Origin of the sequence: Sphingobium nicotianae, assembly GCF_018603885.1 — a bacterium.
Classification (GTDB): domain Bacteria; phylum Pseudomonadota; class Alphaproteobacteria; order Sphingomonadales; family Sphingomonadaceae; genus Sphingobium; species Sphingobium nicotianae.
On the sequence record NZ_JAHGAW010000001.1, the window covers coordinates 116,846 to 138,030 of the forward strand.

The following is a 21,185-nucleotide window of genomic DNA, read 5'->3' on the forward strand; positions in this document are numbered from 1 at the left end:
TCGGTCACTCGGCATATCGAGCCGATGCTGTGGGTGGGACTTAGGTCCTTTGGTCATGATCTGAGGAGGCGTTAAGTGCGATTTGCACGAATTCTCGCACTGCTGCTCGTTGCGGCCACCTTGGGCATATCCGGCTATCTACTATATAAAATGAGTTTTGCTTGGCTTCATCTGATCCCGGCAAATATCGGTGCGCTGGGCAGCCTCTATTTTTGGCGCAAGCCGCCGAAGCGCAAGAAGGCTCGCAAGGCCGCCGCGCTGGCGAGCGTCTGCGTCGTGCCGTTCATGGGCGCGAGCGCAGTGGCGAGCCTCTATGTCTCGCCGATGCCGGTGTGGCCGGTGTTTCTCTCGCTCGCGGCGCTCGCCGTCATGGTCGCGGTTGTGGCGATCATGCGCATCGAGCGCAAGCAGGCCCATGTCTGGGCCGATTATTATTCCGATGTCGCCTGACGCGCTGAACGCCGGGCCGGGCTCTCCGTCGTTTTTGCCGGCTGCGGATAAGGCATGATCATCTGCCCGTCGGGCGCAGCAGTGAAGCTCGTCTGCGTCGGATAGGCGAACGCGATCCCCTCCTCATTGAAGCGCCGGAGGAGGCTCAGCGCGACACGATGGCGGCTCATGAAATAGTCGGTATCGTCCGGATCGGGCACGTCGAATTCCAGCTCGAAATCGAGTGAGCTCGTTCCGAAGGCTACCATCCCGGCGTGGACATAAACCTGCCCCTCGACCTCCACTACCTGCCGTAATATCTCCGGTATGCGGGCGATCAGCTCGATGGGTGTCTGATAGACGATGCCGAGTGTGAATTTGACGCGCTTGCTCTCAAGCCTTTGCTGTCCCGTGATCTCCTTCTGCAAAAGATTCGCATTGGAGATGACCTTGCGCTCGCCAGTTACCGCGCGAAGGCGTGTGCTCTTGAGCCCGATCCGCACGACGCGCGCGGTGGTCTGGTCATAAGTGATGACGTCGCCCTGACGGAACGGTTTGTCGAACAGAATGGAGAGCGCCGCGAACAGATCGGCGAAGATGCCCTGGGCGGCGAGACCGATCGCGATACCGCCGATGCCGAGGCCCGCCACCAGACCGGTGACGTTGACTCCGAGATTGTCCAGCACGACGATGGCGGCGATCGCGAAGACCGCGACAGAGACGAGGATCCGGATGATCCCCATCGCCATCGCAAGGCTTTCTGCGCCTTCCTGCCCGGCGCGCCGTTCGACCAGCCCGACGATGATCTCACGCAGCCAGATCGCGACCTGGAAGGCCGCGCTGATCGTGAACAGGAAGTTTATCGTTGCCAACACCAGCTCGGGCGGATTGGCGTAGCCCGCAACCAGCCTCGCCGCGACGAGCATCATGAAGAAATGGCCGGTCTTGCGCGCGGCACGCCCGGCGACCGTGACCAGACCCGGAACATATTCGCGCTGGCAAACTCGTTTCACCAGCTCGCGCAGGAAATTGAGAGCCAGATAGATAGCGATGCCGGCACCAATCGCGAGGGCGATCTGCAGCCAGTGAACCGCGAGCCAATTGGATATGTCGTCCATCAGGGCGATGGGGTCGGCGAGGTGGGGAAGGGGCGACGCGGCAGCAGCCATGCATTATCCTCTGGAAGCGCGGCCGGCAGGACCGCTATCGAACGGTCAACGCGCCGGCGTTGGCTCGGTTTCGCCGATGCTCTTGCGCGCCGACAGGATGTAATTGACGGCAAGGTCGCGGCTGAGCGTGAAGCCATAGCGCGGATCGGCCACGATCCCGGTCGTGTCGGTGACGGTCAGGCCGGTGTCGCCCAGCAGGTTGGCCGTTTCATCGGGTGTCAGGAACTTGTGCCAGTCGTGCGTACCCCTCGGGACCTGGCCGAACCCTTCGGCCAGCGTGATGACCAGCAGTTTCGACTTGGAAGTGCGGTTCGGTGTCGAGAGGATCAGGAGGCCATCAGGCCTGAGCAACCGCGCGACGGCGCCAATGAACAGCGCCGGGTCGGTGACATGCTCGAGGACTTCGAGCGCGGTAATCAGATCGAACGGCGCGTCGTGCAGCGCTTCCACGCCGCAAGCCCGGTAATCGATCGGCAGGCCCATGCGCACCGCGTGGGCGGAGGCGACATCGATATTCTCCGGAGCGGCGTCGATCGCGGTGACATCGGCGCCAAGCCGGCATAGCGGTTCGGCGACGAGACCTGCGCCGCAGCCAATGTCCAGCGCGCGCTTGCCCGCGAGCGGCTTCAGCGCGCCCGGATCGCCATCCCAGTGCCGGTCGATCGCCTCGCGGATGTAGCGCAGGCGCACCGGATTGAGCTTGTGGAGCATCGCGCTGCTGCCATGGGGATCCCACCAATCGGCGGCCTGCGCGCCGAAATGCGCGGCTTCCTTCGGATCGATCGTTCCGGTTCCCGGCTCGCTTGCCATTGCCTATCCTGCTGACTAAGAGGGCGCCGGCTCGCAGGCTGGCGAGACCGGCACGCCCGGTTTTCCTGCCCCCTTGATAGTCGATGAAAGGTTCGCGGCAAGTCCATGGCGCGCATTGTGATGAAATTTGGCGGCACCTCGATGGCCGGCATGGAGCGCATCCGCAAGGTGGCTGCGCGCGTGAAGCACGAGGTGGAACGCGGGAACGAGGTTGCCGTGGTCGTCTCGGCGATGGCCGGCGAGACCGATCGTCTGGTCGGTTTCTGCAAGGAAGCCAGCCCGCTCTATGACGAGGCCGAATATGATGTCGTCGTCGCGGCGGGCGAGCAGGTCACATCCGGCCTGCTGGCGATGACACTCAAGGCGATCGGCGTCGATGCGCGCAGCTGGCTGGGCTGGCAACTGCCGATCCGCACGAGCGAGACGCACAGCAAGGCGCGCATCGAGGAGATCGAGACCAGCGCACTGCTCGCGGCGATGGCCTCGGGCCAGGTCGCCGTCATTCCCGGCTTCCAGGGGCAGATGGCGGATGGTCGCGTCTCGACGCTCGGCCGTGGCGGCTCGGACACCTCCGCCGTCGCCGTCGCCGCAGCCATCAAGGCGGACCGCTGCGACATCTATACCGACGTCGACGGCGTCTATACCACCGATCCCCGCATCGTGAGCCGGGCGCGCAAGCTCGATATGGTCACCTATGAAGAGATGCTGGAGCTGGCGAGCGTCGGCTCGAAAGTGCTGCAGACACGATCCGTCGCGCTTGCGATGAAAGAGAATGTGCGCGTTCAGGTGCTCTCCTCCTTCGAGGAGCCGGGCGACGACCCCGAGCCGGGCACGATGATCGTCAGCGAACAGGAAATCGAGGAAAGCGATATGGAACGGCAGCTCATCACCGGCATCGCCCACGACAAGAACGAAGCCAAGATCGTGCTGACCAAGGTACCGGACCGCCCGGGCATCGTGGCCGCCATCTTCGGCCCGCTCGCCGACGCCAGCATCAATGTCGACATGATTATCCAGAATGTCGGGCATAGCGGCATCGTGACGGACGTGACCTTCACGGTGCCCCGCGCGGACGTGGCCCGAAGCGTCGACATTCTCGAGACCGAGAAGGAGAAGATCGGCTTCGAGTCGATCATCACCGACGTCGAGGTCGCCAAGATCAGCGTCGTGGGCGTGGGCATGCGCAGCCATGCCGGCGTCGCCGCGACGATGTTCAAGACCCTCGCCGACCGCGGCATCAACATCGAGGCGATCTCGACCAGCGAGATCAAGGTCTCGGTGATCATCGACGAGGACGAGACCGAGCTCGCCGTGCGCGTGCTCCACAGCGCCTATGGGCTGGATGCGGAACAGCCTGTCGCTTGACATACGTTGACCCCTCCCTTTCAAGGGAGGGGTTGGGGTGGGTGTCGCGCAGCGATCCTAAGCGCCCGAGCCCTACCCCACCCCTCCTTTTGAAGAGGAGGGGCTAAAGGAATTTCTATGACCGACCGTCTCACCTCCCTCATGGCCCGCGGCACGGCCTTCCTCGGCAGCGAGACGGCGATCATCTGCGGTGCGATGAGCTGGGTGTCGGAGCGCCATCTCGTCTCGGCGGTCAGCAATGCCGGTGGTTTCGGTCTCATCGCATGCGGCGCGATGACCCCGGCGCTGCTCGACGCGGAGATTGCGGCGACCAAGGCGCTGACGAGCAAGCCGTTCGGCGTCAATCTGATCACCATGCACCCGCAGCTGTTCGACCTGATCGACGTGTGCAATGCCCATGATGTGAGCCATATCGTGCTGGCCGGCGGTCTGCCGCCGCGCGGCAGCATCGAGGCGATCAAGGCCAATGGTGCGATGGTGATCTGCTTCGCCCCGGCGCTGGCGCTGGCGAAGAAGCTGCATCGCTCGGGCGTCGATGCGCTGGTGATCGAGGGCATGGAGGCGGGCGGCCATATCGGCCCGGTCGCGACCGGGGTGCTGGCCCAGGAGATCCTGCCCGCAATGGCGCGCGAGTTGCCTGTGTTCGTGGCCGGCGGCATCGGCCATGGCGAGGCGATCGCCGCCTATCTGGAGATGGGCGCCGCCGGCGTGCAACTCGGTACGCGCTTCGCCTGCGCCGCCGAGAGCATAGCGCATCCGAACTTCAAGAAGGCCTTCTTCCGCGCCTCGGCGCGCGATGCGGTAGCGAGCGTCCAGGTCGATCCGCGCCTGCCGGTCATCCCCGTGCGCGCTCTCAAGAATGCCGGCACCGAGGCCTTCACCGCCAAGCAGCGCGAGGTCGCGGCATTGCTGGACGCGGGTCAGGTCGACATGGGCGAGGCGCAGCTCCAGATCGAGCATTACTGGGCCGGCGCCCTGCGCCGCGCGGTGATCGATGGCGATGTCGAGAATGGCTCGCTGATGGCGGGACAGTCGGTCGGCATGGTGACGGGCGAGGAGCCGGTCGCGCAGATCATCGCGACCCTGATGAGCGAAGCCCGCGCCGCGCTGGAGCGCCGCGCCGCCTGAGCTGCCACTATTCCAAACGGTATCTCAGCATAACCGCTTGACGAATGGCTTTGCTTTGTTGACCTAGGCCGCGACGCGACAAAGACCGCGCACGCGATAGGAGAGAGAAGCATGGCCGTAAGGACCATGAGGTGCAGCGTGGCCGCGAGGCCCGGAAGGCGCGCGCGATCGTGACTGAGGCCGCGACAAGTTCCGAACCGCGCTATGAGTCGGATTTCTCTCTCCGCAAGCTCAAGCTCGTCACGATCATCACGATCGCGAACATGTTTGCGACCAGCCTGCTGCCGTTCGGCGCGATCACATTGGTCAACATGCCGATGACCCGGGAATTCGGGTGGACCCAGGCGCAATATGGCCTGGCGATGACCTCGCTCATGTGGTGCGGGGCCTGCACGCTGATTTTCTACGGTCGCGTCATGGACAAGTTCGGCGTTCGCCTGGCGATCATCGCCGGGACGGTCGGCGTCGGCCTGTCGACGCTCGCGCTCGGCTTCGTCACCCAGCTCTGGCAATTCTATCTTTGTTTTGCGCTGCTCGGCATTTTCGGCAGTACGGGCATCGGCTACACCAAGATCGTCAGCGCGCTTTTCACGCAGCATCGTGGCAAGGCGCTTTCGCTGTTCGGCGTCGAGTCGACGCTGGCGGGCGCGGGGATTCCGTTCCTGCTCAACTGGCTGATCACCGGTTTTGGCTGGCGTGGCATGTTCATTGCCTGCGGTGGCATCATCTTCGCGCTGATCCCGCTCATTTATTTCCAGATCGACGAGCCGGGAGAGATCAATAGCGATCGGCGTTTGGTCAGACGCAGGACCGAGGCACGGATCGACCGATCAGCGTCGCTCGAAGGGCTGACCCAGGGACAGATATTGCGCGACCGCGTGTTCTGGCTGATTGTCGTCGCGACGATTATCGGTACGGCGCCGCGCACCGGCATGATGCCGTCGCTGGTGCCGATGCTGCTGGAGAAGGGCTTCACTCAAGCTGATGCCGTTACCTACATGAGCGCCTCGAGCGTTCTGGCGCTGGCTGGCACGGTCGTCGGCGGATGGGCTGTCGATCGGGTCAATGACAGCCGGATCGCGATCCCCTTCAAGGTGATTTCCTTTCTCGGCCTGCTTTTCTTCATCATGGCGTCGGCGAGTTTCGGCGGCTGGTACCTGCTCGGGCTGGCGATGGGCTTCGGCGGCTTCTCGCTCGGCACCGCGCGGCCGATCGGCACATATCTCCACGTGCGCTTCTTCGGTCTGAAGTCGTTCGGCTTCTATCATGGTTTCGAGAATATGTTCCTCGCCTTCGCCATGGGGTGCGCGCCGCCGGTCGTCGGATATCTGCACGACGCCAGCGGTTCCTATACGAGCGGCTATGTGGTCATGCTCGTCTCGCTGGCGATTGGCACGATCCTCTATTGGGTGCTTGGCCCCTATCGCTACGCCGCTAACATAGGCGCGGTGCCGCTGCCGCCCGAGGAACCAGAGCAGGTGAAGCAGAGAGCCGGCGCGGCGACGATCGCCGCTGCGACCGGCTGATGACGAAGCGGGGGACAGCTGATGGGGGAGAGGATGGCACAGCTTCAGCCTGCGCAATGATCCATTGCTGCGCCATGCCGGTCTGGACGTTGGTCAGTCATGACTTCTTCTGATAGCACGGACTACATGGACTCCGCTCGCCGTCAGGACCCCTCGTCAGTTGCCGCCGCCGCCGCCGCGCGCAAGATATTGCTGCGCCTCCATGAAGTGATGGCGGCGCGCACGCATGCCCAAGGCAAGCTCAACAAGGTCGTCGAGATTATCGGCGAGGAACTGTCGAGCGAGGTCTGCTCCATCTATCTGCTGCGCGAAGGCATGCTGGAGCTGTTTGCGACCCGCGGCCTCAAACAAGAAGCCGTTCATGTGACGCGTCTGGCGCCGGGCGAGGGACTCGTCGGCACCATCGCCGCAGACGTTGATTCGCTGAATCTGGAAGAAGCCGCCGCGCATCCTGATTTCGCCTACCGGCCAGAAACGGGCGAGGAAATGTTCCACAGCTTCGCCGGCGTGCCGATCGTGCGCCGCGAGAAGGCGATCGGCGTGCTTTGCGTCCAGCATCTCGATCCGCGGCCCTATGAGGAAGTCGAGATCGAGGCGCTGCAGACCGTCGCGATGGTGCTGTCCGAGCTGATCACCAATGCCGGCCTGGTCGACGAGAATCCCGGCGAGCACCGGCCGCTGGAGACCGGCGCGACGATCCTGTCGGGCCTGCAACTCGTCATGGGCATGGCGCGCGGCCACGCCGTTTTCCACCAGCCACGCATCACCATAGAGCATACTGTCGCGGAGGACATCGAGGTCGAGCGCCAGCGCGTCTATTCCGCCTTCGCCAAGATGCGCGAGCAGATCGACCGCATGACTGGCCAGGCCGAATTCGGTGTCGAGGGCGAGACCAAGGAGGTGCTCGAGACCTACAAGATGTTCGCCTATGACGAGGGCTGGTCGCGCCGGATCAACGAGGCGATCGATGCCGGCCTGACTGCCGAAGCGGCGATCGAGCGAGTCCAGCAGCGCACGCGCATGCGCATGCGCCAGATCGACGACGCACTGCTGCAGGATCGCATGCACGATCTGGAGGACCTCTCCAACCGGCTGTTGCGCATCGTTTCGGGCCAGCTCGGCACCGCCGCGCAGATGGGCCTGCGCCAGGACGCGATCCTGATCGCGCGCAATCTCGGCCCGGCGGAGCTGCTCGAATATGATCGCCGCCGCCTCAAGGGGCTGGTGCTGGAAGAAGGTTCGCTGACCGCGCATGTGATCATTGTCGCGCGCGCCATGGGCGTGCCAGTGCTGGGCCGCGTCAAGAATATACGGCAGCTCGTCAACGAGGGCGATCTGCTGCTGCTCGACGTCAACCAGAACCGACTTTACATTCGCCCCTCCGTGCCAATGGACGAGGCATTCGAGAGCGGCCTCGCACTGACCCAGAAGCGGCGCGCGGCCTATGCGGCGTTACGCGACAAGCCCGCGGTGAGCAGGGACGATGTTCGCGTCGAGCTCATGGTCAATGCAGGGCTGCGCGACGACGTCGCCGCGCTCGACGTGACAGGCGCAGACGGCATCGGCCTGTTCCGCACCGAGTTCCAGTTCCTCGTCTCCGCGACGCTGCCGCAGCGCGAGCGCCAGCAGCGGCTCTACAAGGATGTGCTGGACGCGGCCGGCAATCGCCCGGTGGTCTTCCGCACCGTCGACATCGGCGGCGACAAGGCGCTGCCCTACCTCAACAAGTCGGACATGGACGAGGAGGAGAATCCCGCGATGGGTTGGCGTGCCGTGCGCCTGGCACTGGAGCGAGACGGCCTCATGAAGGCGCAGGCGCGGGCCCTTCTCGAAGCGGCGGCGGGGCGGACCCTGCATGTCATGTTCCCAATGATTTCAGAACCCTGGGAGCTTGCCCAGTGCAAGGCGCTGTTTAAGAATCAGCATGACTGGCTCGCCAAGCGCGACCGCAAGCTGCCCAAGGCGGTGCAATATGGCACGATGCTGGAGGTGCCGGCGCTGGCGGAGACGCTCGACTTCATCCTGCCCGAGCTGGACTTCCTCTCGATCGGCACCAACGATCTGACACAGTTCCTGTTCGCGGCGGATCGCGCCAACCCGAAACTTGCCGAGCGTTATGACTGGCTCAGCGTCGCCATCATGCGTTTCCTCTCGCGTATCGTGCGGACTTGTGCCGAGCATGAGGTGCCCGTCGGCGTCTGTGGCGAAATGGGCGGGCGCACGCTGGAGGCCATGGCGCTACTCGGCATCGGAATCCGCCGCCTGTCGATCACGCCGGCATCGATCGGCCCGGTCAAGGCGATGATTCGTTCGGTCGATGTCGCGGCTCTCTCCGCCTACTGCGCCGAGCTCATGAACGGTCGCGTCGCCAATTTCCGCGAGCCGCTTGCCCAGTGGGCGCGCGAGAACGACGTCGAGTTCAATTGATCGTGCAATCCGCTCCGTTCGCGGCGGCTTATGGGCCGACACGTTAAGCGCGTTGACAGCCCGCGCGCCGACATGAAACAAGGCAGCGCCTGACCGGGACCGAAAAACGGACGAAATATGGCCAAAGAGCCCATTGCGGCAGACGAAAACAAGGCGGTCGCTCCCGACGATATGAGTGCCCCGGCGCAGATGCGCCGCGCTCGTGAAGCAGCCGGGCTGACTCTCGAGGATTTGGCGGGGCGCACCCGCGTGCCGATGCGGCACCTGGCGGCGCTTGAGACAGGGGATTATGGCGCCTTGCCGGGCACCACCTACTGCGCCGGCTTCTCGCGCGCTTATGCCCGTGCCGTCGGTCTGGACGAGAAAGCGCTGGTCGCCCAGGTACGTGAGGAAATCGCCGAGTTGGGCGGGGTCGGACACGGCCACCATGAGATTGACGAACCGGTCGATCCCAGCAGCGTGCCGCCGCGCATGCTGGCCTGGGTGGTCGCCGTGCTCGTGCTGCTGATCGCTGGTGGTTATGCCATCTGGCGGATGCAGCTCAACACGCCGCCAACGGACGAACAACTCGCCGCCGAACAACGGACCGAGACGCGCATTGCTGATCCTGCGACACCTGCGCGCCGTGCCGCGGCTTCTGCCGAAGCGCCTGCGGGGCCGGTAGTCCTGACGGCGGTCAACGAAGTGTGGCTGCGCATCTACGAACCCGACGGCACGCGCTTGTTTGAAGGCGTGCTGGCCAAGGATCAGGCCTTCACGGTCCCGGCAACCGCCCGCAATCCGATGATCCTGACCGGCCGGCCCGACGCGCTGGCGGTGACGATCGGCGGGCAGGCTATTCCGCCGCTCGGGACGGCCGAGCGCACCATATCGGACGTGCCGGTTAGCGCCGCTGCGTTGCTCGCCCGCAAGGCTGTTCCGCCCGGCAGCGAGGACGCCTCCCCGCCGGCAGCCAATACCGGCAACGGCGCGGGTACCTGATCGGCGCGCTCGACGCTTTACCATCCGCCCGGATTGGCTAAGAATAAGCCATCCCACCCAGGAATGATCGACCATGCCAGCGATGTTTTCTCGTCACCGTCCGAGCCGCCTCGTCCTCCGTCAGGTCTTGTTGGCCTGCGCGGTGTATCCGATTGCCCTCAGCGGCGCTGCAGAGGCGCAGAGCGCGCCGAAGACCGTCGAAGGCCGGGTTGACCGGCTCGAACAGGAAATGCGCGCGGTGCAACGCAAGGTCTTTCCGAGCGGCCAGGTTGTCGCGCCCGAAGTCGGGCCGGCAGCGCCTTTGCCCGCTACGCCGGCAGGCACGCCGGCCACTTCGCCTGTCGCGGATCTGACGGCGCGCGTGAGCGCGATCGAAGCGCAGCTGGCGCAGTTGACGGGTCAGGTCGAGGAGAATGGTCACCGGCTGACCAAGCTCGAGGATGCGGTTGCCAAGCTCAATGCCCCGCCGCCCGTGGCAGCGGTAGCTCCGGTGCCGGCCATGCCCTCTGTCGCGCCCGGCCCGGCGACGCCGGCCGGCCGGCCGCAACCGGCGGCGCCGCGTCCGCAACCGGCAGCGGCCGGCGGGCCCTCGTCGGCCGCCCGCAACGAGCAGGTCGCGGCTGTCGAGCGGCCCAGCACGGGCAATGCCGCGCTCGATGGCTATACCTATGGCTTCCGGCTCTGGTCGGCCAAATTCTACCCCGAGGCGGAGACGCAGCTTCTCGCCACGCTGGAGAAATATGGCAGCGATCCCGTGGCGAGCCGCACCCAGAACCTGCTCGGGCGCGCCTATCTCGACGAGGGCAAGCCGGTGACGGCGGCCAAGACCTTCTACGAGAATTATCGCCTACGGCCCAAGGGCGACCGGGCGGCGGAGAGCCTGGCCTGGACGGCGGAAGCGCTGATGCAGGCGAAGGACAACGCCCGAGCCTGCGCCGCTTATGACGAACTGGCGGACGTGTTCAGCGCCAGCATGCCCGCGAGCGTGCGCGACATGATGGTCAAAGGCCGGGTGCGCGCAAAATGCGGTGCCTGATGATCTCGACGCGAGGCTGAGCGCCGCGACGGCGCGGCTGATCGGCCGTGCGCCCTTGCCACAGGAGCGGATCGGCATCGCCGTTTCCGGCGGAGCGGACAGCATGGCGCTGCTCGCGGCCGCGCATCATAGCTGGCCCGGGCAGATCGAGGCGGCGACGGTCGACCATGGCCTGCGTCCAAAGGCACGCCAGGAAGCGGAGATGGTCGCCGCCTGGTGCGCAACCGCCGACATTCCCCACGCCATCCTGACACCTGAGGCGCCGATCGCGGGCAATCTGCAGGCGTCGGCGCGGATCGCGCGGTATCGGCTGCTCGACGCCTGGCGGGAGGCGCGGGGCCTCGCCTGGCTGATGACCGCGCATCAGGCCGATGATCAGATCGAGACCGTGATCCTGCGGCTGAATCGTGGATCCGGGGTGGGCGGCCTCGCCTCGGTGCGGGGCAGGAGAGAGCATTTGTTGCGTCCCCTGCTCGGTGAGCGGCGTGCCACGCTGCGGGCCTATTGTGTGGCGAACGACCTGCCGTTCGTCGACGACCCCAGCAATATCGACCCCCGGTTCGATCGGGCCCGGTTACGCGCGCTTCTGGCGGAGGGCGATCTCATCGCCCCGGCCGGTCTCGCGCGATCGGTGGAAGCGCTCGAGCAGGCCGATGCGGCGCTCGCCTGGATGGCGGACAGTCTCGCGGACGATTATCTCGATCTGGGTGATCGAGCGGCGGTGCTGAATAGGACCGACCTGCCATCCGAGATTTTGCGGCGTTTGCTCCTTAAAATGATCGAATATTTGAACCCCGAGGCCGAAAAACCGCGCGGTCCATCGCTCGATCAAGCGCTTGTTCAACTTTTGGATGCTAAGACGGTCACGCTCGCCGACTGTGTGATTACGGGGGGTGGGACATGGGCATCGCGGCGCGCGCCGCCGCGAAAGTCGCGCTGAACCATTGTGTTCGGGGCGATATGTCCTATTTTGGAGCGCGAAAGCGAGTTGAGATGAACGACAACAAAGAGCCGCAAGGCAATCCCTGGATCAAGAGCGCCCTCATTCTGGCTGGCGTGTTTCTCGCGCTGCTGATGTTCGTGACCGTCTTTGACGGCAAGAGTGTGACCACCAAAGGCACGGCGATCGCTTATTCCGACTTCCGCGCGAAGGTCGTGAACGACGCCGTCAAGGAGGTCGCAATCGCCCCGGATCGAATCAGCGGCGTGCTCAAGAACGACCAGCGGTTCACGACCTATGCGGTAAAGGACGACAAGCTTCCCGAACTGCTCGACCAGCACGGCGTCAAATATTCCGGCCAGCCCGAAGAGCAGCCCAATTTCTGGATGTATCTGCTGATGCAGTCGCTGCCGTTCGTCCTCATCCTGTGCATCGCCTTCTTCGTGCTGCGCCAGATGCAGAAGGGCGGCGGCGCGGGCGGCGCGATGGGCTTCGGCAAGTCCAAGGCCAAGCTGCTGACGGAGAAGCAGGGACGCGTTACCTTCGACGATGTCGCCGGCATCGACGAGGCGCGCGAGGAGTTGCAGGAAATCGTCGAGTTCCTGAAGGATCCGAGCAAGTTCGCGCGCCTGGGCGGCAAGATCCCAAAGGGCGCGCTGCTGGTCGGCTCGCCCGGCACCGGCAAGACGTTGCTTGCCCGCGCGATCGCGGGTGAGGCGGGCGTGCCCTTCTTCACCATTTCCGGTTCGGACTTCGTCGAGATGTTCGTTGGTGTCGGCGCGTCCCGTGTCAGGGACATGTTCGAGCAGGCCAAGAAGAATGCGCCCTGCATCGTCTTCATCGACGAGATCGACGCGGTCGGCCGCCACCGCGGCGCAGGTCTCGGCAACGGCAATGACGAGCGCGAGCAGACTCTGAACCAGCTTCTGGTCGAGATGGACGGCTTCGAATCGAACGAAGGCATCATCATCATCGCCGCGACCAACCGCCCGGACGTGCTCGATCCGGCGCTGCTGCGCCCGGGCCGCTTCGACCGTCAGGTCGTGGTGCCGCGCCCGGACATCGATGGCCGGATCAAGATTCTGCAGGTCCACATGAAGAAGGTGCCCCTGGCGCCGGACGTCGATGCGCGCGTCATCGCGCGCGGTACCCCGGGCTTCTCGGGCGCCGATCTCGCCAATCTCGTCAACGAGGCGGCGCTGATGGCGGCGCGGCGCGGCAAGCGCCTGGTCGCCAACTCCGAGTTCGAGGCGGCGAAGGACAAGGTCATGATGGGTGCCGAGCGGCGCTCCATGGTGATGACCGAGGACGAGAAGAAGATGACCGCCTATCATGAGGCGGGCCATGCCATCGTCGCGGTTCACGAGCCGGCGTCCGATCCGATCCACAAGGCGACGATCATCCCGCGCGGCCGCGCGCTGGGCATGGTCATGCGCCTGCCGGAGCGCGACAATTACAGCTACCATCGCGACAAGATGTACGCGAACCTCGCCGTCTCGATGGGGGGACGCGTCGCCGAGGAAGTGATCTTCGGCTACGAAAAGGTGTCCTCGGGCGCATCGAGCGACATTCAGTACGCGACGCGTCTGGCGCGCGACATGGTGACCCAGTGGGGCATGTCGGACGAGATGGGGCCGCTGCAATATGAGGAGCCGCAGGGCGAGACCTTCCTGGGCTATTCGCAAAGCCAGCGCGTTCACATGTCCAACGAGACCGCGCAGAAGATCGATGCGGAGATCCGCAAGATCGTCGACACTGGCCATAACAGGGCGAAGCAGTTGCTGAGCGATCATCTCGATCAGCTGCACCTTCTCGCCAACGCGCTGCTCGAGTTCGAGACGCTCTCGGGCGACGAGATCAAGACGCTGCTGGAGAAGGGCGAACTGGTCCGCGAGGGCGAGACGATCCGCCCGGCTTCGATCCCGGCAGCGGGCTCGTCGATCCCCAAGACCGGACGTCGCAAGGGCTCGGTCGGGGATCCGGCGCCGCAGGGCGTCTGATCGGTCCAGGTCGTTCAAAACGAGAAAGGCCGGCATCGCAAGAGCGATGCCGGCCTTTCTCGTTATTAAGTCTCGTGAGGATCAGCCGTCGTAATCGGCGCCGAGATTGTGCGACCGGGGCGGGGTCGCCGCAGTAAGACGCAGGGCCTCGGCCGAGCGAGCAAGCGAACCGATCTCGTCCGGCGTGTCATCATCGTCGATCTGCATTTTCTGCATCGAGCCGATGAGATCCGCCTTGAGATCCTCCGGGATGATTGTCTCGTCAGCAATCTCGCGCAGCGCGACGACGGGATTCTTGTCGCGGTCGCGATCAATGGTCAGCTCCGCGCCGCCCGAGATGGAGCGGGCCCGCTGCGCCGCGAGCAGCACGAGATCGAAACGGTTAGGGACCTTGTCGATGCAATCTTCGACGGTTACGCGCGCCATGCTTGGCTCCTGAACAACGAAAATGGTCTGGGAAAGTGGGATCCGCTAACAGCAGGTGGGTGCCAAGTCAAGAAATGCAAGGTGTCTCACACGCATGAGTGCATGGCCACGGGCCCCGTCATAAACGCCCGCGAGCCCGGCGGCCCAAAAAACATGAAGCGGGACGGACTCGCGATTGGCAAGCGCGCCGCCTTGCCGCATGAAGCCTCGATGGAGAGCATCGAGACAGACGCGGGGCTTGCCCCTCATATTGTGGATGGGAACGAGCTCACCCTGCTCCCCGGTGGCGCCGAACGTCTCAAGGCGCTGATCGACCTGATCGAAGGCGCGCAGGCACGGCTCGATCTCTATTATTATATCTTCGCCAAGGATGTGTGTGGCGAGCAGGTGGCCGAGGCGTTGATCGACGCGTGCAACCGCGGCGTCGCCGTCACGCTCATGGTCGACGCTTTCGGCTCGGCGACGACGCCGCAGGTCTTTTTCGATGCGCTGGTCCGGGCGGGCGGGCGGTTCGCGTGGTTCGGTGCGCGCCGGTCGACGCGTTATCTGATCCGCAATCATCAGAAGATGGTGATCGCCGATGGACGACGCGTCCTGATCGGTGGGTTTAATTGCGAGCAGCTCTATTTCGGGCGCGACGACGATCCGGCGAGCTGGTGCGACCTTGGCCTGTTGGTGAAGGGCCCGCTCGCCGCCGATCTCGAGCGCTGGTTCCGTGCGCTCGCCCATTGGACCATCGAGAGCGAGCAGAAATTCCGGCATCTGCGCCGGATGGTGCGCATCTGGAAGCCGAGCGATGGAACGGTGTCCTGGCTGATCGGCGGGCCGATCCGCAAGCCGCAGAGCAGCTGGGTGCGCCAGATCGTCCATGATCTCCAGGCATGCCGACGCCTCGACCTGGTCGCCGCCTATTTCTCGCCCAATCCGGGCATGATGCGCCGGATCGACGCGATCGCGCGCCGGGGCTCGGCGCGAATCATCACAGCGATGACATCGGACAACAAGGCGACGGTGGGAGCGGCACGACATCTCTACAAGCGGCTCCTGCGCGCGGGTACGACGGTCTTCGAGTTCCGACCGCAGAAACTTCATATGAAACTCATCGTGGTCGATAACGTCACTTATGTCGGCTCGGCGAATTTCGATATGCGCAGCCTGTACATCAATCTGGAACTCATGCTGCGGGTCGACGATGCCGGTTTCGCGGCCGAGGCGCGCGAGATGATCGACCGGATGGAGAAACGCAGCCGCGGCATCGACGAGACCAGCTACGCCATGATGGCGGGGCCTCTGCGCAGGTTCGTCTGGTGGTGCGATTATCTGCTGGTCGGCGTGCTCGACTATACCGTTACTCGGCGGCTAAACTTTCGGCGTCGTCGAGACTGAACGCCGATGCCATGCTGCGATGCGCCCAGAACAAGCGGGCTGGCGGCGTGCAGCGCCAGACCCGGCCCAGCTGAACACGATCGAACCGCGCTTCCAGCATCGGCATCACGAACAGCGAATATTGATAGACGAGGAAAGCGCCGCCCGGCCGGATCGCGCGGCAGGTGCTGTCCATGATCGCGTCGGTAATCGCGCCCGGCAGGGTCGAGAAGGGGAGGCCTGAGATCACATAATCGGCGGCATGCTCGCCACAACGCGCGAGAATGGCCTCGACGTCCGCGGCCGAACCATGGACGCAGACCAGGCGGTCGTCGGCGATGACGTCACGCAAATAGTCGATGAACACCCGATTGGTGTCGATCGCGACGAGCCGGGCGCTGGGGCGGATACGGCTGAGGATCTCGCGGGTGAAGACGCCGGTGCCCGGGCCATATTCGACCACCGTTCGCACTCTGCTCCAGTCGACCGGATCGAGCAGGGCATCGATTGCGGCGCGCGATGTGGGAATCACCGAGCCGACCGCGCGGGGATCGCGAAAAAATTCTTTGAGGAAGAAGAGTTTTGCGGACACGGCTCGCTTCGCGGCTGTCATCGGATCAACGCTCTCATGGCGTCCCGTGACAAAATAACGCGCGGCTGGCAAGACCGTTCGTTCTAGGGGAGTGTGACGATGACCGACAATGAGGCGCGTTTGCCTCCCGTGGGCGCCATCGCGGTGATCTTCATCGCCCAGCGCACGGACGAGGACGAGGTGGGATATGGACGCGCCGCCGGCGCGATGGATGCGCTTGCCGCGACGCAGCCCGGCTATCTCGGCATCGACAGCGTGCGCGGTGCCGACGGCCTCGGCATCACGGTCAGCTATTGGGCGGACGAAGCCAGCGCGGTCGCCTGGCGCAACAATGCCGAGCATGCCGCGATCCGCGAGATCGGCCGCGCGCGCTGGTATGCGCGTTATCGACTGATCGTGACCCAGGCCGTGCGCGGTTATGGCTGGGAGCGCGGCGGCGCGTGAAGCGGATAGGCAAAACCCCGCCGGATCGCTCCGGCGGGGCCCAGGACTTAGGCAGTCATGGGATCAGGCGAAGCTGACCGCGACCTTGCGACGGCGCATGGTCGAGCCGACGATCGCGAGGCCTGCGATCATCATGCCCCAGGTCGCCGGCTCCGGCACGCCGGGGTTCGGGTTCGGCGGCGCGGCGCCGTCGATCGACAGGGTCGACTTGGCCAGCGTCACCGCCCAGGTGTTGGTCGTGTTGCCGACGTCGATGTCGATGAAGACTTGGAGGCCGGCGGCGATGTCATCGAAGAAATTCGCGCCGAGCACGAACTCAGTATAACTGTAGTCATCAGGCGCCACCGCGAGATCGCCGAGCAGGGTCTTCACGCCATTGTCATAGGCGTAGATCTGGTCGATCTCGGTCGGGTCGACATCGAATGCGCTGATGAGGAGGCTAGCGGTGGTGATCGACCCCGCGATCGCGTTGTGCGTCCAGCCCCAGTCGCCATCGAAGTAGCGATAATAAGGCGCATCATAGGTCTGCGCCGCCGTCGGCACGAAGAAGCCGGTCGGCGCTTCGGCGACGTCGATCGTCGGGGCCGCCTGTGCGCCCACGGAGGCAAGCAGTCCCGTCCCGGCCAGTGCGGCCAGCGCGAATGTCTTGATTGTCATGATCATCTCCCACGTTGAGTCAGTTACGGATGCTCGCGACCCGACTTCTTATGGTTGATGGCGCGTTAGCCGATTTCGTCCGGGCCGCGAACCCCGCGGCCGGCAATTCGGGCCGGGATATGAACGGGTTGGGGGTGAATGGCGGTCTGGGCGGGATGAATGGATTGATTGTTTGCCCGACTGCCTCGCACTAAGGCTTTTCGCCCAGAGCGAGACCGTGCTTCATCAGCATCGGCAGATTGGCCATGGCGAAGGCCATCGAAGCGATGGTGACGCCCCAGACCTTGATCGTCAGCCATGTGTCGAAGCTGAGCGACGCGCGCATCGCTTCATTCGCCAGAGCAAGCACCGCGAAGAACAGGCCCCAGTTGCGCGAGAGCTTGAGCCAGCCGGTTTCGCTCAGGCCATTATAGGCCGATTGCAGCAGATAGCGCAGCAGCGGCTTGCCCCGCAGCCAGCCGCCGAGCAGCATGACCGCGAAGAAGCTGTAGATGATCGTCGGCTTGGCCTGAATGAATTTCGGGTCGTGGAAATAGAGGGTCAGCGCGCCGAAGAAGAGCACGAGGATCGCCGAGAGCCACAGCATCGGCGACACCTTGCCAAGGCGCCATTTGCTGACGATCACGGCGGCAGCGATGGCGGCCATGAAGGCGGCCGTGCCGGCGAACATGCCGATGAACTTGGTCGCGACAAAGAAGACCAGAAGCGGCCCGAAGTCGAGCGCCATGGGAAGCCAGCTCTCGCCCTTGGGGCCGAGCGCGATCGGCGCGCCGTCGACGGTCGCGTCGACCGGGGGCGATTGGGTCTCGTCAGCGTGCATAAGCCGCTCCTGCAATAGCGCGCGCCAGCTCGGCGGGGTCAAAGGGGCGCAGATCGTCGATCTTCTCGCCGACACCGATCGCGTGAATGGGCAATCCGAATTTCTCCGCCGCGGCGACGAGGACGCCGCCGCGCGCGGTGCCGTCGAGCTTGGTCATGACCAGGCCGGTGACATGCGCGACGTCGCGGAAAATCTCGATCTGGGAAAGCGCGTTCTGGCCGGTCGTGGCATCGAGCACCAGCACCACGTCATGCGGCGCCGCGGGATTGAGGCGGCCGAGCACGCGGCGAATCTTGGCGAGCTCGTCCATCAGCTCGGTCTTGTTCTGCAGGCGGCCAGCGGTGTCGACGATGAGGATGTCGATACCCTGCGCTGTCGCCTGCTTGACCGCGTCGAACACGACACCCGCCGCATCGCCGCCTTCCGGCCCGGTGACGATCGGAATGCCAAGGCGCTCGGCCCAGATCTTGAGCTGGCCGATCGCGGCGGCGCGGAAGGTGTCGCCTGCCGCCAGCATCACGCCATAATCCTGCTCCTGGAACAGATGCGCGAGCTTGGCGATGGTGGTGGTCTTGCCGGATCCGTTGACGCCGATGACCAGGATGACCTGCGGGCGCGGGAAAGCCTCGATCTCGATCGGTTTGGCGACGGGGATCAGAACCTTTTCGATCTCCTCGGCCAGGATCTCGCGCAAATATTCCTCGGTCAGCTCGCGGTTGAAGCGGCCCTCGGCGAGGCGATCGCGAATGCGCGCGGCCATGGCCGGGCCGATATCGGTCGAGAACAAAGCTTCCTCGAGCTCGTCGAGCGTTTGCTCGTCAAGCGCGGCCTTGCCGAAAAGGCCGGAGACGCTCTCGCCGAGCCGGTCGGATGTGCGCTTGAAGCCGCCGAAGAGGCGCTCACGCCAGGAAAGTTCAGCCATGAGTTGGTCCATGCGCGATGAGCGCCCTGTCCTCAAGCCCCGTGATTGTCGCGGTGATGATGCGGCCGACCGGTTGCGGGACAGAAAAGCGGATCGGTGCGAAACTTTCATCATGCCCCGCTAAGCCACTGGTCTCTACGAGGACGCGCTGCTGCGTGCCGATCAAGCCGGTCAGCCAGCGTTGGCGCTCCCCGTCGCAGACCTCCCGCAGGCGCGCGGCACGCTCGCGGATCAAGGGCTTGTCCAACTGCGGCATCCGCGCGGCGGGCGTGCCCTCGCGGGGCGAATAGGGGAAGATATGGCCATGGACGATCTGGCAGTCCCGCACCATGGCGAGGCTGTTCTCGAACATGGCGTCATCCTCGGTTGGGAAGCCGGCGATGATGTCGGCGCCGATGGCGATCTCCGGCCGGCGCGCGTGGAGGCGCTCCGCCAGCGCGATGGCCTGCGCCCGGCTGTGGCGGCGCTTCATGCGCTTGAGGATCATGTCGTCGCCCGCCTGCAGCGAGAGATGGACATGCGGCATCAGGCGCGGTTCGCCGGTCATCAGCTCGAACAGCCGGTCGTCGATCTCGATGCCGTCAAGCGAGGAAAGGCGCAGGCGGGGCAGGGCGGGAACTTGGGTCAGGATGCGTTCGACGAGCGCGCCAAGACTTGGGCTGCCCGGCAGATCGGGGCCGTAACTGGTGACGTCGACACCGGTGAGGACAATTTCCTGCACACCCTCGTCAATGAGGCGCTTGATCTGATCGACAATTGCGCCTGCCGGCACCGAACGGCTCGGTCCCCGGCCGTAGGGGATGATGCAGAAGGTACAGCGATGATCGCAGCCATTCTGCACGACGATGAAGGCGCGGACCCGCTCGGCGAAGGCTGCGAGCATCTGCGGCGCCTGATGCTCGACCGTCATGATGTCCGCCACGCGGACCCGCTCGCCCGAGAGTTGCGCGCTGAAGGCGGGTTTCTCGCCATTACCGATCACCTGCGCCACTTCCGGCATGGCCGCGAACATGGCTGGGTCGGTCTGGGCCGCGCAGCCGGTCACGACGATACGCGCGCCGGGCCGGTCACGATGCGCACGGCGAATGGCCTGCCGGGTCTGGCGCACCGCTTCACCCGTCACGGCGCAGCTATTCACGATGACGACATCGTCGTGCACGCCGAGTTGCTGGCGGATCGCCTCGCTCTCGGCGATGTTGAGCCGACAGCCCAGGGTGATGATGTCGGGCCCGATCATAACGACAGCTCGGCGAGGTCGATCTGTCCGTCAAAGACATGCGTGGCGGGGCCGGTCATCATGATGTGCGCACCCGGCGCCCAGTCGATCAGCAGATCGCCGCCCTCGAGGCTGACGCGCACCGGGCCGCTGGCGAGCTTGCGACGGATCGCCGCCACAGCTGTCGCGCAGGCGCCGGTGCCGCAGGCGCGCGTGAAGCCGACGCCGCGCTCCCAGACCGTGAGTCCGACATGGTTGGTATCCAGCATCTGCGCGAAATTGACGTTCACCCGCGCCGGGAAAAGCGGGTCGTGCTCGATCAGCGGGCCGAGCTTGGCCATGTCCACCGCCGCGCGGTCGTCGAGAAAGAAGACGATATGCGGATTGCCGACATTGACGGCGGCAGGCGAGGGGAGGTCGTCCCAGCTGGCCGGCATGGCGAGCGTGTCCATGGCATAGGCGAGCGGAATCTCGTCCCAACCGAAGCGCGGCTCGCCCATGTCGACGCTGACCAGATCGCCGCTCCGGCCGGCCCGCAGCAGGCCAGCCTTCGTCTCGATGCTCACGTCGCGGCCGACGAACAGCGGCACGCAACGCGTTGCATTGCCGCAGGCTTCGACCTCTCCGCCGTCCTGATTGAAGATGCGCATGCCGACGTCCGCGCGATCCGAGGTGCCGATCAGGATGAGCTGGTCGCAGCCGATTCCGGTCTTGCGATCGGCGATGGCGCGCGCCAGCGCTTCCGTCATCAGGACGGGTTCGGTGCGAGCATCGATCACGACGAAATCGTTACCCAGGCCGTGCATCTTGGCGAACTTCAGGCTCATGGCGCGCATTTAGGGATGCAATGGCGGGAAGTCCATTGCTGTGGGCGAAGCGCGCTTCTCGTCGTCCCTGTCCTCCGTTCGTCGCTTGGGGGCTGGCGATCATTG

General features: G+C 64.8%; 20 protein-coding genes. 11 read left to right on the top strand and 9 right to left on the bottom strand.

The window, feature by feature from the left end:
* Positions 1-150 precede the first annotated feature (150 nt).
* Complete coding sequence (locus KK488_RS00545) at positions 151-450, top strand: hypothetical protein (protein WP_214621190.1); 300 nt, start codon at positions 151-153, stop codon at positions 448-450.
* On the opposite strand, the gene KK488_RS00550 is transcribed toward KK488_RS00545, so the two are convergent.
* A complete protein-coding gene (locus tag KK488_RS00550) occupies positions 432-1,598 on the bottom strand; it encodes a mechanosensitive ion channel family protein (RefSeq protein WP_432653821.1) in 1,167 nt (388 codons plus the stop codon). The genes KK488_RS00545 and KK488_RS00550 overlap by 19 nt on opposite strands.
* A 45-nt stretch (positions 1,599-1,643) precedes the next feature.
* Positions 1,644-2,408: a bifunctional 2-polyprenyl-6-hydroxyphenol methylase/3-demethylubiquinol 3-O-methyltransferase UbiG gene (gene ubiG / locus KK488_RS00555; RefSeq protein ID WP_214621191.1), complete on the bottom strand. Its 765-nt coding sequence runs from the start codon at positions 2,406-2,408 to the stop codon at positions 1,644-1,646.
* Between the two features lie 105 nt (positions 2,409-2,513).
* On the opposite strand from ubiG, the gene KK488_RS00560 reads away from it, so the two are divergent.
* The 8 genes from KK488_RS00560 to ftsH all read left to right on the top strand — a co-directional run bounded on the left by KK488_RS00560 (position 2,514) and on the right by ftsH (position 13,811).
* Complete coding sequence (locus KK488_RS00560; protein ID WP_214621192.1) at positions 2,514-3,773, top strand: aspartate kinase; 1,260 nt, start codon at positions 2,514-2,516, stop codon at positions 3,771-3,773.
* A gap of 117 nt (positions 3,774-3,890) precedes the next feature.
* Positions 3,891-4,901, top strand: a complete 1,011-nt coding sequence (locus KK488_RS00565) for an NAD(P)H-dependent flavin oxidoreductase (protein WP_214621193.1) — start codon at positions 3,891-3,893, stop codon at positions 4,899-4,901.
* A gap of 170 nt (positions 4,902-5,071) precedes the next feature.
* Positions 5,072-6,427, top strand: a complete 1,356-nt coding sequence (locus tag KK488_RS00570) for an MFS transporter (RefSeq protein ID WP_214621194.1) — start codon at positions 5,072-5,074, stop codon at positions 6,425-6,427.
* A 126-nt stretch (positions 6,428-6,553) separates the two neighbouring features.
* Positions 6,554-8,854 (top strand): phosphoenolpyruvate--protein phosphotransferase, encoded by a 2,301-nt coding sequence (ptsP, locus tag KK488_RS00575; protein ID WP_214621595.1) that lies wholly within the window; start codon positions 6,554-6,556, stop codon positions 8,852-8,854.
* A 117-nt stretch (positions 8,855-8,971) separates the two neighbouring features.
* Positions 8,972-9,835 (top strand): helix-turn-helix domain-containing protein, encoded by an 864-nt coding sequence (locus KK488_RS00580; RefSeq protein ID WP_214621195.1) that lies wholly within the window; start codon positions 8,972-8,974, stop codon positions 9,833-9,835.
* 82 nt (positions 9,836-9,917) lie between these two features.
* A complete protein-coding gene (locus KK488_RS00585) occupies positions 9,918-10,871 on the top strand; it encodes a tetratricopeptide repeat protein (protein WP_214621196.1) in 954 nt (317 codons plus the stop codon).
* Positions 10,864-11,811, top strand: coding sequence for a tRNA lysidine(34) synthetase TilS (gene tilS / locus KK488_RS00590; protein ID WP_214621197.1), 948 nt, complete (start codon positions 10,864-10,866; stop codon positions 11,809-11,811). Before KK488_RS00585 ends, tilS begins: the two co-directional genes overlap by 8 nt.
* 53 nt (positions 11,812-11,864) lie before the next feature.
* Complete coding sequence (ftsH, locus tag KK488_RS00595; protein WP_214621198.1) at positions 11,865-13,811, top strand: ATP-dependent zinc metalloprotease FtsH; 1,947 nt, start codon at positions 11,865-11,867, stop codon at positions 13,809-13,811.
* Between the two features lie 81 nt (positions 13,812-13,892).
* On the opposite strand, the gene rpoZ is transcribed toward ftsH, so the two are convergent.
* The gene (gene rpoZ / locus KK488_RS00600) at positions 13,893-14,237 is read right to left on the bottom strand and encodes a DNA-directed RNA polymerase subunit omega (RefSeq protein ID WP_214621199.1); all 345 of its coding nucleotides are present in this window, start codon (positions 14,235-14,237) and stop codon (positions 13,893-13,895) included.
* A 153-nt stretch (positions 14,238-14,390) separates the two neighbouring features.
* On the opposite strand from rpoZ, the gene KK488_RS00605 reads away from it, so the two are divergent.
* The gene (locus tag KK488_RS00605) at positions 14,391-15,623 is read left to right on the top strand and encodes a phospholipase D-like domain-containing protein (RefSeq protein ID WP_250889956.1); all 1,233 of its coding nucleotides are present in this window, start codon (positions 14,391-14,393) and stop codon (positions 15,621-15,623) included.
* Here the strand turns inward: KK488_RS00605 and KK488_RS00610 are convergent.
* On the bottom strand, positions 15,586-16,194 hold the full coding sequence (locus KK488_RS00610; RefSeq protein ID WP_349356832.1) for a class I SAM-dependent methyltransferase: 609 nt from the start codon (positions 16,192-16,194) through the stop codon (positions 15,586-15,588). The genes KK488_RS00605 and KK488_RS00610 overlap by 38 nt on opposite strands.
* Positions 16,195-16,293: 99 nt before the next feature.
* Here KK488_RS00610 and KK488_RS00615 point away from each other — a divergent pair, with 99 nt between their 5' ends.
* Positions 16,294-16,638, top strand: coding sequence for an antibiotic biosynthesis monooxygenase family protein (locus KK488_RS00615; RefSeq protein WP_214621201.1), 345 nt, complete (start codon positions 16,294-16,296; stop codon positions 16,636-16,638).
* A gap of 63 nt (positions 16,639-16,701) precedes the next feature.
* Here the strand turns inward: KK488_RS00615 and KK488_RS00620 are convergent, their stop codons facing one another.
* From KK488_RS00620 to dapF, 5 genes are all read right to left on the bottom strand, one after another.
* A complete protein-coding gene (locus tag KK488_RS00620; protein WP_250889957.1) occupies positions 16,702-17,295 on the bottom strand; it encodes a PEPxxWA-CTERM sorting domain-containing protein in 594 nt (197 codons plus the stop codon).
* A 190-nt stretch (positions 17,296-17,485) separates the two neighbouring features.
* A complete protein-coding gene (gene ispZ / locus KK488_RS00625) occupies positions 17,486-18,022 on the bottom strand; it encodes a septation protein IspZ (protein ID WP_250889998.1) in 537 nt (178 codons plus the stop codon).
* A gap of 82 nt (positions 18,023-18,104) precedes the next feature.
* Positions 18,105-19,037: a signal recognition particle-docking protein FtsY gene (gene ftsY, locus KK488_RS00630; RefSeq protein WP_214621204.1), complete on the bottom strand. Its 933-nt coding sequence runs from the start codon at positions 19,035-19,037 to the stop codon at positions 18,105-18,107.
* Positions 19,030-20,274, bottom strand: a complete 1,245-nt coding sequence (gene mtaB / locus KK488_RS00635) for a tRNA (N(6)-L-threonylcarbamoyladenosine(37)-C(2))-methylthiotransferase MtaB (RefSeq protein ID WP_214621205.1) — start codon at positions 20,272-20,274, stop codon at positions 19,030-19,032. The genes ftsY and mtaB overlap by 8 nt, the downstream gene beginning before the upstream one ends.
* On the bottom strand, positions 20,271-21,080 hold the full coding sequence (gene dapF / locus KK488_RS00640; protein ID WP_214621206.1) for a diaminopimelate epimerase: 810 nt from the start codon (positions 21,078-21,080) through the stop codon (positions 20,271-20,273). The genes mtaB and dapF overlap by 4 nt, the downstream gene beginning before the upstream one ends.
* Between the last annotated feature and the right edge of the window lie 105 nt (positions 21,081-21,185).